Here is a 13120-nt window from a genome sequence, read left to right as displayed (position 1 = left end):
CGTACGCTTTCGTTGCATGCGTACCGTAGAGCAACAGCAACGTACACGGCTCGTCGTCCCGGATATCGCGCGGGGTTTGGCGCTGCTCGGCATCGCCGTAGCCAACGCGATTTCGTACTGGCTCACTCCTTTAAGCACAACCGTGACAGGCGAGCACCCAGGCACGGCGGCCGACGAAGCCGCGACGATCTTCGCGGCGATGTTCGTGCACGTCCGTGGTCTGCCGATGTTCTCAACGCTCCTCGGCTTCGGCTTCGGTCTGGTCGCGGCGAGTCTGGCACGCAAAGGGTACCCGGCAGGTGCTGCCCGGCGCGTGCTAGCGAAGCGCTACGGGATGCTCGCGCTCTTTGGCCTGGCACACATGTGGCTGCTGTTTAGCGGCGACATCATGTTGACCTACGGGCTTATTGGCGTGCTGATGGCGCTGTTCCTGCGCGTGCGCTCGGGGGTGCTCTACGTCATTGCAGGCATCATTCTGGGACTGTCGTGCATTGTGTACTCGCTGGTTGCGGTGTTTTTCTATGGAACACCCCTGGACCTTGCAACGCCGGCACCGGATGCTAGCTCCTTTGCCACGTACTTTGCCGGGAACCAAGAGTTCGCGATCTACATGTTTTTCTCGCAGCCCCTCGTTGTGATCCAGCTGGGCGCGCTTTCCCTGATTGGTTTTGCGTGGGCGCGTGACGGCGTGCTCACTGACGTGAAGGAACACGCGCGGACGCTGTGGATTTGGGTAGCGGTGGCCGTCGCTGTCGTTGTTGCGATCGGCATCCCACTTGGGCTTGCACAGCTGGGTATCCTGCCTGCGTCGACAGCGGCATTTTGGTCAATTTTGAACCAGAGCTTCGGGATGCTCACCGGACCAGGCATCTTGGCTGCGTTCGCGCTGGCAACGCAGCACTGGAACCAGCAGCCACCGCGCTGGACGTTGCCGATGATCGCCCTGGGCAAGCGCTCCATGTCCGGCTACCTTCTGCAGACGTTCGTGTTGCTTCCGACCGCGGTACTGATCGGCTACTCGTGGCTGCCGGGCCTCGGGGAGCTCCGCCCGATATTGCTCGGGACCGCGGTGTGGCTGTTGTCGGTGGCGCTCGCGGCCCTGCTTGAGCGCATGGGCAAGCAGGGCCCGTTCGAGTCGCTGCACCGCCGCCTCTCATACGGCCCGACGCGCCGCATCGAACCATACTCAGGCCCTGCGACCGGAAAGGCCCTCCCGCAATGAGCGCACACCGAATCCAAGTAGCACCGCTTTCGGAGCTCACCTCGCTCGAGGCGTTCGAACTATTCAAGCTCCGCGTCGACGTCTTCGTCGCCGAGCAGCACTGCCCTTACCGTGAGCTCGACGAGCAGGACACGTACCCGGACACGCTGCACCTGCTCGCGTGGAACGGTGCGGTGTTGGAGGGCTGCGCCCGCGTCTTTCCCACCGCAACGGGTTCCCAGTTTGGCCGTTTCGTCGTCGCCCCGGCCGCTCGCGGCACAGGCCTGGGCGCGCAGATCGCGCGAACGGGCATCCAGCTCACCGAGCGCTGGCCGGGCGACCTCATCGTCGAGGCACAGTCTGGCCTGGTCCCCTACTACGAGCAGTTCGGCCTTGTCGCCGAGGGCGAGGAGTTCCTTGACACTGGAGTTCCGCATCGTGTGATGCGTCTTCGTCGCTCATAAATATTTTTCTAGCTTTTCCTAAGGTTTCGCGCTAGTCTCATTCTGTCAGATCATTGATTATTTGAAAGGAAGCTCCATGCGCGCAATCTCTGCAGCTCTTGGTTCTGTTCTCGTCGCAGGGCTGGCTCTGGCCGGCTGCAGCTCCACGGATGAGCAAACCCCACAGGCACAGTCCGACTCCGCCATCACCATCGATAACTGTGGCACCGAGGTCACCGTTCAGGGACCGGTCCAGCGTGCGACCACGCTCGAGCAGGGCGCAACGGACACGCTGCTGCTGCTCGGCGCCAAGGACCAGATTGCAGGCTACGGCCACCAGAAGGACCTGCCCCCAGCAGGCTTCTCCCTCGACGGCCTGAAGGAAATCAGCCCGTCGGTCCCGAACTCTGAGCAGCTGCGTGACGCTGACACGGACTTCATCTTCTCCCCGTTCGAGCTGAACTGGCGCGCTGACGCCGCAGGTACCCGCGAGGAGTGGGCAAAGCTGGGCGTCGCCACCTTCAACCCGAACAGCGAGTGCCCGTCCTACGGCGACAACAAGGGCAAGGACTCCTTCCAGCTGATCGCGAAGGACCTCGAGGACCTGGGCAAGCTCTTCGGCCGCGAAGAAGAGGCGAAGAAGCTCATCGAGAAGCAGAACTCCGAGCTGGAGAACGCGAAGCAGGCGCCTGAGGGCACCACGTTCATGCTGCTCTACTCCTCTGTTGGCGGTTCCCCGTACGTCGCTGGTGGCCCGTCGATCGTGACCAACATGGGAGAGCGCACCGGCATGACCAACGTCTTCGCCAACCTGGATGAAGAGTGGCCGCAGGTGTCGTGGGAGGCTGTCGCTGAGGCTGACCCGGACGTGATTATCCTCGCGGACCTGCCTGGTCGCGGCGAGCCTGGCGACAAGTGGGAGGAGAAGGTCGCTGACCTCGAAGCCACCCCTGGCACCAAGGAGATGAAGGCAGTCAAGAACAACATGTACATTGTGGTTCCTGGCGTCGCCGCCTCGGCTTCCGCTCGTTCCTACGAGGTAGTGCAGAACATCTCCAAGGCAATTGACGACGGCCTCTTCGACGGAGCAACCAAGTAGCTGTGAAGAAAACCGTCACTGTTTCAGCCATCGCGTTAGTACTGCTGGTACTCGCGATGGTTTGTTCTATTCCGATTGGTTCAAGCTCCCTGAGCTTTACTGAGCTGCGCGGCATTTTCGATCCGGCCTTCCCGGCCCCTTCCCCACTGCGCATGTCCATCCTGACGGAACTTCGTATCCCGCGCATCCTGATGGCTGCGATGGTGGGCGGCATCCTCGCGGTCTCCGGTGTGGCGATGCAGGCCATCACGCATAATGACCTCGCCGAGCCGTACCTGCTGGGTATTTCCTCGGGCGCGTCAACAGGTGCCGTGGTGGCGATCCTGTTTTCCACCTGGCAGTACGGCATCATCGCCGGTGCTGCGGTGGGCGCACTCGTGTCCTTCGGCATGTTGATGCTGCTGCTGCGCAACAGCGCTGCCGATGCCGCGCGTGTGGTGCTCACCGGTGTGCTGATTGGGTTCCTGTTCCAGTCGCTGACCTCGCTGATTGTCACCGCGTCCGGTAACGCTGAGTCGACCCGCGGCATCATGTTCTGGCTGCTTGGCGTGCTTAGCGCCGCGCGCTGGTACACCGTGATTGCGGTGTTCATCGTCGGCACCATCGGCACGGTGGCGTTGTGGATGATGTCACGCTACCTGGATGCGCTCTCCCTCGGTGATGCGACCGCGTCCACGATGGGGATTCCCGTTGTGGCGCTGCGCTACGCGGTGCTGGTTGCGGTGTCGCTGATGACGGCGGCCACGGTCGCGTCCGTCGGCGCGATCGGGTTTGTGGGCTTGATTGTTCCGCACGCCGTGCGCATGATTTCCGGGCCGCGGCACGCCAGCTTGATCCCGATTTCCGCGGTGGTCGGCGCGATCACCCTCGTAGTTGCCGACGCCATCGCCCGCGCGCTGTTCGCCCCGCAGGAACTGCCTGTCGGCGTGATCACCGCGCTCATCGGTGTCCCGGCATTCTTCTTGATCCTGCGGAGGAAGCACTGATGTTAGAAGTCAAGAACCTCGAAACGGGCTTCCCAGGCACGACTATCCTGAGCGGCATCTCGTTTGAGCTCGACGCCCCGTCGGTCATTGGGCTCGTGGGCCCGAACGGCTGCGGCAAATCGACGTTGCTCAAATCCATCGCCGGGGTGCACCCATTCACTGGCGATGTGCTCTTCGACGGCAAACCGCTCCGCGACTACCCTCGCACCGAGCGCGTCCACGTACTGTCCTACGTTGCGCAGCACTCTGGCGACAAGATTCCACTGACCGTGCGCGAGGTGATCCAGCTGGGCCGCAGCGCCGGCCGTGGACCGTTCGCGCAAGCCCAGCCGGAGGACGAGGAGATTATCCTTCACGCCCTGCGTCACGCGGACCTCGAGGGCATCGTGGACCAGAAGATGTCGGAGCTCTCCGGCGGCCAGATCCAACGCGCCATGGTTGCGCGCGCGATGGCGCAGCGTTCAAAGGTGATGCTGCTGGACGAGCCGACAAACCACCTCGACCTGCATCACCAGTACAAGCTCATGAACATGCTTCGCCACCTGTCCCGTGAGCACAACACGGTCATCGTGCTGGCGATTCATGACCTGGCGCTCGCCGCGCGCTACTGCGACCGCCTCCTGCTGCTGCACGATAAGCAGCTCAAGGGCAACGGTGCGCCAGACGATGTGCTTACTCCGGCGGTCCTTGAGAATGTTTTCGGTGTGAGCGGTAACCTAGACCGAGATAGCCAGGACATCCCGGTGCTGCATATTTCCCATCCGGTGTAGTGAATTTTAGGATTCCAGAAAGGTTTCAGTAGTGGCTCAGTCAGTAGATTTCCCCCATTGGGCCGGGATTTTCAAGATCCTCGGGGATCAAACCCGGTTGACGCTGCTTGCTGCGATCCACCACGCCGGCCAGCACAAGCTGACCGTGACCGAGCTCGCAGAGGTCACCGAGCTTCGTATCGCAACCGCGTCCGCCGCGCTGCGCGCGATGGAGAACAACGGCACGGTGTCCTCGAAACGAGACGGCCGCAGCATCTATTACGCCATCGCGGACAATGACATCCACGAGCTGTTGCACTGGATAGGTGCGGGCCATGCCCACGAACATGGACATGGCCCGGATTCGGCCGATAGCAAGTAACTAGTACTGGCGCAGGTCGATCGGCCCCTGGCCGCGCGTCTCGGCGCGAACGACGTTCGCCGCAGCCTTGATGATGCGCATCAGGTCCTCCGTCCAGTCAGCAACACCGCGAAGCACAAAGCCAGGAACTTCGGTCTCTGTGACCGAAGCGCTCGCAGTGCCCTTGCCCTCCAGGGAGTTGCGCACTGCATCCCGGACCTTCTCCAGCAGCTCCGGCGTCATGTTCGGGTCGATGCAGATCGCCATTGCGAAGTGGGTGTGCTGCCCCAGGAAGGACTCCTTCACGTCGTTGAAGAGTTCCTTCGTCGGCTCGATGCGCACGTTGTCCACGACGGCCAGCTTGCCGTCGACACGAACGACGTTACGCAGGTGCGCCTGCTCGTACAGGAACTGGCGACCATCCGGCGACCAGCCCGGCGTGACGATGTCCGACATGAACAGCTGCGACTCCGCGTCCATGTTGACGGTAATTTGCTGGCGGAAGTCCGCCTCCCGGTACAGGATCAGCTGATCCGGGATGTACTCCATCACGGCGTTGCCGTGCAGGGTGAACTCCACGTTCTGCACGACGTAGTCGTTCGGCGTGCGGTACACCTTCGCCGCGGACTGGTCCGTCAGGAGCACGGAGGCATCCGGCTCTACTTCAACGTCCATCCGGTACACGTCCCCACCGACGTAGCCCCCGCCGGGGTTCGCGATGGTGTAGTAGACCTGCCCGGAGTCATCCAAGTAGTGCGGGCGGATGATCTTGAACGCACCCTCGTGGTACTGCCGTTTCGCTACCGACTTGGTACCGCCAATGCCGATGCCGAGCTCCAGTACACCAGTTTCCTCATGCGGCGGTTCGTGGGTGAACACCGCGCGTGACTCGCCCCACATCAAGCTACGCCTTGGTGTCGAGATCTTGCATGAGCACATCTCGACGGATCCACTCGATGACCTGGTCAAGGCCCTCGTCGGTCTTGAGGTTGGTCAGCACGAACGGCTTGTCACCGCGGAACTTCTTCGAGTCATCCGCCATGACCTGCAGGTCAGCACCGACGTACGGGGCAAGGTCCGTCTTGTTGATCACGAACAGATCGGACTTGATCATGCCCTGGCCTGCCTTGCGCGGAATCTTCTCGCCCTGCGCAACGTCGATGATGTAAATCGAGAAGTCGACGAGCTCCGGGGAGAACGTCGCGGACAGGTTGTCGCCGCCGGACTCCATGAACACCAGCTCCAGGTCCGGGTGCCGGTTCAGAAGCTCCTCGTAGGCGGCCTCGTTCATCGAGGTGTCTTCGCGAATAGCGGTGTGCGGGCAGCCACCGGTCTCAACACCAATGATGCGGTCCTCCGGCAGCACGCCGTCGCGAGCCAGGATGCGGGCATCCTCGGTGGTGTAAATGTCGTTGGTAATCGCGGCCATGGAGATCTCTCCCTCCAGGGCGCGCGTAATACGCTCAATGAGCTGCGTCTTGCCGGAGCCGACAGGGCCACCGACGCCAATCTTGATTACTGACATACTTCTATCTTCCTTCCAAGTTTTAAGACATAAACATTCGCGAGTGCAGGAACTCGTGTTCCATCTGCGCAATTTCCATATCCGGCGCCGCCACACCCAAGTCGTGGATCGTGTGCTCCATGGTCACCGCGGCGTAGCGCGATACCCAGTCATACACTCCGACGAGCAGTCGCTGCCCAGCGTCCTGGCCGAGCGGGATCGCACGGATGGCGTTCTGCACCATCGAGGTCGCAAGCTGCATCAGGTACGCCTCAACGGCGGTGTACTCCTCCACACCAGCTGCGCCGAGCACCAGTCCGAACGCGATGCCGGGGTTGCCCTTGTACTCACGGGCAGCAAGCCCGCGGTCGTACTCGGTGACGAGCGCGTCGCTGGCGTCGACAATCTTGGCGACCTTCGACATACGCCGACCCATCGACTGCATCGCGGCGCGTAGCTCCTTCGGCGTCTGCGTCGCGTGCACCAGAGCATCGAGCTCTGCGAGCTTTTCGACGCGCTCCGCCTCCGACAGGCCAGACTGCTGCAGCTCGATGGCGAACCTGGCCGCCAGGGCGTCATTAAACGTGGCCTGGTACAGGTAGCCGCGCAGCCACGTCGCGAACGTGTCGGCGTCGCGGATGACGTCACGCTGCAGGTACGTTTCCATGCCCGCGGAGTGCGCAAAGCCACCAGTTGGCAGGGCGGAGTCGGTGAGGTGCCAGACGACGAGCTGGCTGCGATTAGTGGGTGTGCTCTGCATGACGGAACGCCTTTGGCATCACGTATTCACCGCGGTGGTAGGACACACCGGTGTGCTGGATATGGTGCTCGACGGTGTGGTCGTACCGCACAACCATAACGTCCTTGTCGAATGCATTCTCGCCTGCGGCGAAGAACTGTGCCTGGAGGTGGCGGTTACCGAGCGCGTGCGCAACCTCGAGCGCCTCGCGGATCGTTGCAGGTTCGATCACCAGGACATCGGAAGCCGCGATTTTCGCGACGATCAGCTTGTCCCCCTCGCGGGCAAGAATGTCACCGTCGACGAACTCGCGGAAGTCGTTGTCGAGACGGATGCCGAGCTCGGTGCCTTGCTCGGTGGTCAGGCGCTGAATGCGCTTGACGCGGGATTCGTTGTCGAACACGACGTAGTCGCAGTTCGACGCATCAATACCCTCGGTTGTATTCACGTTGCCGAGAATCTCAGTAACGATCATTTTACGATAAGTACCTTTCAATAGTTTTTGTCGCAGAAAGAGAAAAAGCGAGCGTAGGCAGCGTCTGCTGCCCCCGCTCGCTTCTGCTACACGTCCACCTTAGAACAGGAAGTAGCGCTGTGCCATAGCCAGTTCTTCAGCTGGCTCGGAGTGGATTTCCTCACCGTTGACGGTCAGCACGTAGGTCTCCGGATCGACCTTGATGTCAGGCGTCTCGGAGTTGTACTTCATGTCTGCCTTGGAGAGGTTGCGGATGCCCTTCGCCTCAACAAACCTGCGGTTCGTGTTCAGCTGATCCGGCACGCCGGCCTCGAATGCGGCCGTCGGCAGGAAGGTGACGCTGGTGCGACGAACTGCATCGCCGTATGCCGCGTAGGAGTAACGCATCGTACGTGGCTGTGGCGTCGGAATGGATGCGTTGGAGTCACCCATCTCTGCGCGTGCAACGTAGCCGGACTTGAGCACGAGCAGCGGCTTGACGCCGAAGTGTGCCGGCTCCCAGACCACCAGGTCAGCAAGCTTGCCCTCTTCAACGGAACCGACTGCGTGCGCGATACCGTGAGCGATCGCTGGGTTGATGGTGTACTTGGACACGTAACGCTTGATGCGCTCGTTGTCGTTGCCCTCGGAGTCACCCTCGAGCGGACCACGCTGCTGCTTCATACGGTCAGCGACCTGCCAGGTGCGCAGCACGACCTCGCCGACGCGGCCCATTGCCTGGGAGTCGGAGGAGGTGATGGAGAGGATGCCCATGTCGTGCAGGACGTCCTCCGCCGCGATGGTCTCCTTGCGGATACGGGAGTCTGCGAACGCCACGTCCTCCGGAAGATCCGGGTTCAGGTGGTGGCAGACCATGATCATGTCAAGGTGCTCTTCCAGCGTGTTGTGGGTGTACGGCAGCGTCGGGTTGGTCGACGCTGGCAGCACGTTGGAGTGGCCAGCCAGCTCAATGATGTCCGGCGCGTGACCGCCGCCAGCACCCTCGGTGTGGAAGGTGTGGATGACGCGGCCGTCAATTGCCTTGATGGTGTTGTCCACGAAGCCACCCTCGTTGAGGGTGTCGGTGTGGATCGCGATCTGGACGTCCATCTCGTCCGCGACCTTGAGCGCGTTGTCGATGGTGTTCGCGGTTGCGCCCCAGTCCTCGTGAATCTTCAGGCCGATAGCGCCGGCCTTGATCTGCTCACGCAGCGGGTTGAGCGCGGACGCGTGGCCCTTGCCCAGGAATCCAACGTTGACCGGGAAGTCAACCGAAGCCTCGATCATGTGCTTGATGTTGGTCGCACCAGCGGAGACGGTGGTTGCGTTGGTGGAATCAACCGGGCCAACGCCGCCACCGATGAGCGTGGTGGTGCCGTTGTCCAGCGCAGCCAGGACCTGCTCTGGGGAAATGAAGTGAATGTGGGTATCCACTGCACCAGCGGTGACGATCTTGCCCTCGCCGCCGATGACCTCGGTTGCGACGCCGACAACGATGTCGATGCCGTCCTGGATATCTGGGTTACCTGCACGGCCGATCTTGAGGATCTTGCCGTCCTTGATGCCGATGTCAGCAACGTAGATACCGGTGTAGTCAATAATGATCGGGCCGGTAATGACGAGGTCCGGAATCAGTTCTTCACCAGTAACACGGGAGTTCTGACCCATGCCGTCGCGGATAACCTTGCCGCCACCGAAGTTGACTTCTTCGCCTGGCTTCAGCAGGTTCTTCTCAACGCGTGCGATCAGCGAGGTGTCCGCGAGGCGGACGCCGTCACCGGTGTGTGGGCCGTAAAGCTCGGCGTACTGACGCCTATCCATCTCAAATGCCATTTTGTTCCCTTCCTTAAAGGTTTCGTAATCCGTTTACTTGACTGGGCCGTTGACCTGGCCGTTGAAGCCGTGAACTTCGCGCTTGCCGCCGAAGTCGATCAGCTCAACAGTGCGGGAATCGCCTGGCTCGAGACGGGCTGCGGTGCCCGACGGGATGTCGAGGCGCTTGCCCATCGCAGCTTCACGGTCGAACTCGAGGGCGCTGTTTGCCTCTGCGAAGTGGAAGTGGGAACCGACCTGGATCGGGCGGTCGCCGGTGTTCTTCACCTCAAGCGTGATTGGCTCGCTGCCTTCGTTCAGGATGACCTTGCCTTCAGTGATGAAGTACTCGCCTGGAATCATGGATAGTCTCCTTTTATCGGATTGGGTTGTGGACAGTGACAAGCTTGGTGCCGTCAGGGAAGGTTGCCTCAACCTGAACGTCAGAGATCATCTCTGGAACGCCTTCCATGACATCGTCACGGGTAAGCACCTGGATGCCCTCGGACATCAGCTGCGCTACCGTCTTGCCATCGCGGGCGCCTTCCATGAGGTAATCCGTGATGAGGGCTACCGACTCTGGGTAGTTCAGCTTCACGCCGCGTTCCTTGCGGCGACGTGCCACATCAGCAGCAACCACGATGAGCAGCTTTTCCTGTTCGCGTTGGGTCAGCTTCATTTCTTCTCCTTGCTCGTTGACGATTGATATTCGATTATTTGCCGACGCCCCGTCTGTGCCTTCTGGAACAGACGGGGTTCAGTTTTCACTCATTGTGTGAAATTTTTTCGGTTCGCCCCGAACCTACTCCGAATTAGTGGTGATGGTGATGCTTCTTCGGGTTATCCGAGGCTTCTTCCGGTGAGTGTCCGGGCGCTAATCCCTCTCTGATGAGTTGTTCATCGAGTGAGTGGTCCGGATTCTCATGGTCGGTTTTCATCTTCGATTTTGTAAACATTGAGAACAGTCCGTTCTGGTATGCCACTGTACCCAGAATCAGGAAGATACCGATGATCTGGAGTACCGATGGGATCTCGCCGAACAGCGGAGCTGCAATGATGACGGAGGTCACCGGCGAGAGCAGCAGGATACCTGCGGACAGGGTCGGGTCGAGCCAAACCGTGCCGTACTGGACGAAGGTCCATGCCAGCGCCTGGCCGAGGATAGCCAAGCAGATCAGGTTGAACCAGTTCCAAGTGGTCAGCGCGTCACCGACGGTGTGCTCAGGATCAACCAGCGGGAGCTGGCCGTCGATCAGAACACCGTTCACGAAGTCGAATCCCTTACGCGGGGAGATGAAGAATGCCACGATTGTTGGCGGGACTGCCTGCGCCATCATCGTGTACATCATCGGTTGGACGTACAGGTCCTTACGTGCGGAGGTACCAGCCTTACGGGAGAGGTACAGGTAGAACGAGTAGCACACGCCCGAGGTCAGGCCGAAGATGGTACCCAGGGTTGCAGTCTTAATGCCGTAGATGGACTCCGGTCCACCAGATGCCTCAGAGGCCTCGAAGACGCCACCGGTCAGCATCACACCGACGGCCATGATCGGGACAAGGATCAGGAAGACCGGCGGAATCTTGTACTTATCAAAGACTGCCGTAAGCATCGGCACGATGATGACCTGCAGGTTCAGCAGAATTGCGGCAATGCCGGCGCCTACGTAGAAAATGGAGTAGTTCCAGCAGGTAAAGTCCACGCCCAGGAAGAGGCCGGAGGCAATGGAGAGCATGATGCCCTTCTTGCTCAGCGACGCCTTCTTGCGGATTTCCATAACACCGAACGGGATCAACACGAGGCAACCGATCACGACGCGCAGGAAGGCCTGCGTCGCTGGATCCATGTTTGTCGCCTTTACCCACAGCGGGGTGCCGGCAAGGAATGCTGTACCAAGCGCAAGGAACAAAACCGCCTTGCCGTGGCTCACTGGTTTGATTGGCGGACCCTTGATGTCCGCTGCCGTAGTGGCGCTAGAAGTATTTGACATGCCAAACACAATACATTCCGAAACACATTTCAGAATTCCCTAAGGCACTATTTGCATAACTTTCAAACTATTGCATATATAATCCCCCTCCGAGCGACTTTATAAAAGCCCCATTCATATTTTTATACATTTCGACTACCCCCGTATTGGGGTGTGTTTAAACAGTACAAATGTACTGTCAGCTGCATTTTTCCCAAAAATGTCCCGAAAATTGTGCCAAAAATAGAAACCCTCTACCCCTTTATTGAATATCCGAGATTCGATGGTTCGATTGAATTACATACTGTTGTTTTTTCATTATTTTATAAATCAACATTCAAAAGTTTCCTGGGAGCTTTTTAAGGTCCAACTTTCAACCTTTCCCGGTTCGCCTGGTCCCATACCCCTCCCCGACCGCACTGTTAACATATTGCAGGTCAGATATAGGGAGGCGGAAAGCAGACATGCCTTTGTCCGAAATCAATGCTGAACGTAAACGAGAACAGCGGCTCCTCGAACGGTTTATGTGGCTCTCCATCACAGCGTCCGTCATCACCATTGCTTTGAAGATGGCAGCGGCCGGCATTACGGGATCAGTCGGTTTCCTCTCAGACGCCATCGAGTCCGTGATCAACCTGGTTGCTGCCCTCGTCGGCCTGTGGGCACTGAAACTTTCCGCTAAGCCCGCAGACGAAAACCACAACTTTGGCCACGCGAAGGCCGAGTACTTCTCCGCGCAGGTGGAGGGCTCGCTGATTCTGGTGGCGTCCGTGGCCATTATCTATACGTCCGTGCAGCGCATTATTCACCCGCAGCCCGTTGAGCAGATCGGTATCGGCCTGGCGTTCTCTGTTGCCGCCACGGCACTAAACCTCGCGGTGGGCGTCGCGCTGGTGAAGGCTGGGAAGAAGTACCGCTCTTCAACGCTGGACGCCGACGGCCACCACCTGCTCACTGACGTGTGGACGACGGTTGGCGTGATCGTGGGCATCGCGGCGGTCTGGATTACGGACTGGCAGCTGCTCGACCCGATCATCGCGCTGTGCGTCGGCTTCAACGTCCTGTTCACCGGCTACCGCCTGCTCAAAGGCGCCATTCTTGGGCTGCTCTCGGAAGCGCTGCCGCAAGATGAGCTGGAGAAGCTGCACGGCTTCCTTAATAGCTACGCCGCCGAGCACGGCGTCGAGTTCACGTCGGTGCGCACGGCTGCGTTTGGCCGCGATCGACTCATCAGCCTCGTGGTACAGGTGCCCGGCGGCTGGACAGTGGCGTACTCCCACGAACACGCCGACGCCATCGAGGACGGCATCACCGAAGCTATCGGCGAATCGGAAACCATCGTGCACGTGGAGCCCGCGGGGTACCACACGCGCACCGGCCCACTCTGGGCTTAAGACCCGTCTTCGGTTACGGACGCGTACTGCTCGCTGAGCTTGTCCGCCTCCGTGACGTAAAACATTGCGCGCTTCCCCATCGACTCGTCGCGCTTGTCGGTGCGGGCCTGTAAATCTTCGATCTCGGACTCGGGCACGCCGATGCCCCGCATCTCGTCTGTCTTTGACCAGATGGCAATGATGGCGTCTTCGAAGGCGGGCTCGTCCATCACGCCTGGATCGGCATCGGGCGCGGTCTCTGCTTCCTGCGAAGCCGGTGCGGCGGGTGTTTGCTCGAATGGGAGGGGCTGGGTGGTGCACGAAGTGGCCGTCGATACGCAGGCGGCGGCGAGTGCTGCGACGAAAAGCTTTGAGTGTTTCATTCTGCTTATTCTAACCACCGAAATTCGCTGGTCATACGATTAAGATACA

Annotated in this window: 16 protein-coding genes; 7 read left to right on the top strand and 9 right to left on the bottom strand. The window is 60.1% G+C overall.

The genetic code is table 11. The annotated features are described in order from the left end of the window. Positions 1-16: 16 nt before the first annotated feature. The 6 genes from KBP54_RS03285 to KBP54_RS03260 all read left to right on the top strand — a co-directional run bounded on the left by KBP54_RS03285 (position 17) and on the right by KBP54_RS03260 (position 4860). Positions 17-1222, top strand: a complete 1206-nt coding sequence (locus tag KBP54_RS03285; protein ID WP_256006291.1) for a DUF418 domain-containing protein — start codon at positions 17-19, stop codon at positions 1220-1222. Beyond that, entirely contained in the window at positions 1219-1665 is a 447-nt protein-coding gene (locus tag KBP54_RS03280) for a GNAT family N-acetyltransferase (protein ID WP_256006289.1), read from the top strand. The genes KBP54_RS03285 and KBP54_RS03280 overlap by 4 nt, the downstream gene beginning before the upstream one ends. Positions 1666-1741: 76 nt before the next feature. After that, positions 1742-2743, top strand: a complete 1002-nt coding sequence (locus tag KBP54_RS03275; protein ID WP_256006287.1) for an ABC transporter substrate-binding protein — start codon at positions 1742-1744, stop codon at positions 2741-2743. Positions 2744-2745: 2 nt separating this feature from the next. After that, on the top strand, positions 2746-3729 hold the full coding sequence (locus KBP54_RS03270) for a FecCD family ABC transporter permease (protein WP_256006285.1): 984 nt from the start codon (positions 2746-2748) through the stop codon (positions 3727-3729). Continuing rightward, a complete protein-coding gene (locus KBP54_RS03265; RefSeq protein ID WP_070362887.1) occupies positions 3729-4499 on the top strand; it encodes an ABC transporter ATP-binding protein in 771 nt (256 codons plus the stop codon). The genes KBP54_RS03270 and KBP54_RS03265 overlap by 1 nt, the downstream gene beginning before the upstream one ends. Positions 4500-4530: 31 nt before the next feature. Beyond that, a complete protein-coding gene (locus tag KBP54_RS03260) occupies positions 4531-4860 on the top strand; it encodes an ArsR/SmtB family transcription factor (RefSeq protein WP_256006283.1) in 330 nt (109 codons plus the stop codon). On the opposite strand, the gene KBP54_RS03255 is transcribed toward KBP54_RS03260, so the two are convergent. From KBP54_RS03255 to KBP54_RS03220, 8 genes are all read right to left on the bottom strand, one after another. Then, positions 4861-5739 (bottom strand): urease accessory protein UreD, encoded by an 879-nt coding sequence (locus tag KBP54_RS03255; protein ID WP_256006281.1) that lies wholly within the window; start codon positions 5737-5739, stop codon positions 4861-4863. A gap of 4 nt (positions 5740-5743) precedes the next feature. Continuing rightward, entirely contained in the window at positions 5744-6364 is a 621-nt protein-coding gene (gene ureG, locus KBP54_RS03250; RefSeq protein WP_070362890.1) for an urease accessory protein UreG, read from the bottom strand. Positions 6365-6386: 22 nt separating this feature from the next. Continuing rightward, the gene (locus tag KBP54_RS03245) at positions 6387-7103 is read right to left on the bottom strand and encodes an urease accessory protein UreF (protein ID WP_256006279.1); all 717 of its coding nucleotides are present in this window, start codon (positions 7101-7103) and stop codon (positions 6387-6389) included. Further along, complete coding sequence (locus tag KBP54_RS03240) at positions 7084-7557, bottom strand: urease accessory protein UreE (RefSeq protein WP_070362892.1); 474 nt, start codon at positions 7555-7557, stop codon at positions 7084-7086. Before KBP54_RS03240 ends, KBP54_RS03245 begins: the two co-directional genes overlap by 20 nt. A 99-nt stretch (positions 7558-7656) precedes the next feature. Then, entirely contained in the window at positions 7657-9369 is a 1713-nt protein-coding gene (gene ureC, locus KBP54_RS03235; RefSeq protein ID WP_070362893.1) for an urease subunit alpha, read from the bottom strand. 33 nt (positions 9370-9402) lie between these two features. Then, positions 9403-9711 (bottom strand): urease subunit beta, encoded by a 309-nt coding sequence (locus tag KBP54_RS03230; protein ID WP_070476964.1) that lies wholly within the window; start codon positions 9709-9711, stop codon positions 9403-9405. A 13-nt stretch (positions 9712-9724) separates the two neighbouring features. After that, the gene (locus tag KBP54_RS03225) at positions 9725-10027 is read right to left on the bottom strand and encodes an urease subunit gamma (protein ID WP_070362895.1); all 303 of its coding nucleotides are present in this window, start codon (positions 10025-10027) and stop codon (positions 9725-9727) included. A 133-nt stretch (positions 10028-10160) separates the two neighbouring features. Next, positions 10161-11336: a DMT family transporter gene (locus KBP54_RS03220; protein WP_070477000.1), complete on the bottom strand. Its 1176-nt coding sequence runs from the start codon at positions 11334-11336 to the stop codon at positions 10161-10163. Positions 11337-11779: 443 nt separating this feature from the next. Here KBP54_RS03220 and KBP54_RS03215 point away from each other — a divergent pair, with 443 nt between their 5' ends. Next, the gene (locus KBP54_RS03215) at positions 11780-12709 is read left to right on the top strand and encodes a cation diffusion facilitator family transporter (protein ID WP_256006276.1); all 930 of its coding nucleotides are present in this window, start codon (positions 11780-11782) and stop codon (positions 12707-12709) included. Here the strand turns inward: KBP54_RS03215 and KBP54_RS03210 are convergent. Continuing rightward, entirely contained in the window at positions 12706-13071 is a 366-nt protein-coding gene (locus KBP54_RS03210; protein ID WP_256006274.1) for a hypothetical protein, read from the bottom strand. The two genes, KBP54_RS03215 and KBP54_RS03210, sit on opposite strands and share 4 nt — an antisense overlap. Between the last annotated feature and the right edge of the window lie 49 nt (positions 13072-13120).

Origin of the sequence: Corynebacterium pseudogenitalium, from assembly GCF_024453815.1 — a bacterium.
GTDB lineage: Bacteria > Actinomycetota > Actinomycetes > Mycobacteriales > Mycobacteriaceae > Corynebacterium > Corynebacterium pseudogenitalium.
This window is presented reverse-complemented; position numbering and strand designations above follow the sequence as displayed.

Coding starts and splice junctions, on each gene's coding strand:
- KBP54_RS03280 (WP_256006289.1), top strand. CDS start 1,219: ATGAGCGCACACCGAATCCAAGTAGCACCGCTTTCGGAGCTCACCTCG.
- KBP54_RS03240 (WP_070362892.1), bottom strand. CDS start 7,557: ATGATCGTTACTGAGATTCTCGGCAACGTGAATACAACCGAGGGTATT.
- KBP54_RS03245 (WP_256006279.1), bottom strand. CDS start 7,103: ATGCAGAGCACACCCACTAATCGCAGCCAGCTCGTCGTCTGGCACCTC.
- KBP54_RS03285 (WP_256006291.1), top strand. CDS start 17: ATGCGTACCGTAGAGCAACAGCAACGTACACGGCTCGTCGTCCCGGAT.
- KBP54_RS03265 (WP_070362887.1), top strand. CDS start 3,729: ATGTTAGAAGTCAAGAACCTCGAAACGGGCTTCCCAGGCACGACTATC.
- KBP54_RS03255 (WP_256006281.1), bottom strand. CDS start 5,739: ATGTGGGGCGAGTCACGCGCGGTGTTCACCCACGAACCGCCGCATGAG.
- ureG (WP_070362890.1), bottom strand. CDS start 6,364: ATGTCAGTAATCAAGATTGGCGTCGGTGGCCCTGTCGGCTCCGGCAAG.
- ureC (WP_070362893.1), bottom strand. CDS start 9,369: ATGGCATTTGAGATGGATAGGCGTCAGTACGCCGAGCTTTACGGCCCA.
- KBP54_RS03275 (WP_256006287.1), top strand. CDS start 1,742: ATGCGCGCAATCTCTGCAGCTCTTGGTTCTGTTCTCGTCGCAGGGCTG.
- KBP54_RS03210 (WP_256006274.1), bottom strand. CDS start 13,071: ATGAAACACTCAAAGCTTTTCGTCGCAGCACTCGCCGCCGCCTGCGTA.
- KBP54_RS03215 (WP_256006276.1), top strand. CDS start 11,780: ATGCCTTTGTCCGAAATCAATGCTGAACGTAAACGAGAACAGCGGCTC.
- KBP54_RS03230 (WP_070476964.1), bottom strand. CDS start 9,711: ATGATTCCAGGCGAGTACTTCATCACTGAAGGCAAGGTCATCCTGAAC.
- KBP54_RS03220 (WP_070477000.1), bottom strand. CDS start 11,336: ATGTCAAATACTTCTAGCGCCACTACGGCAGCGGACATCAAGGGTCCG.
- KBP54_RS03225 (WP_070362895.1), bottom strand. CDS start 10,027: ATGAAGCTGACCCAACGCGAACAGGAAAAGCTGCTCATCGTGGTTGCT.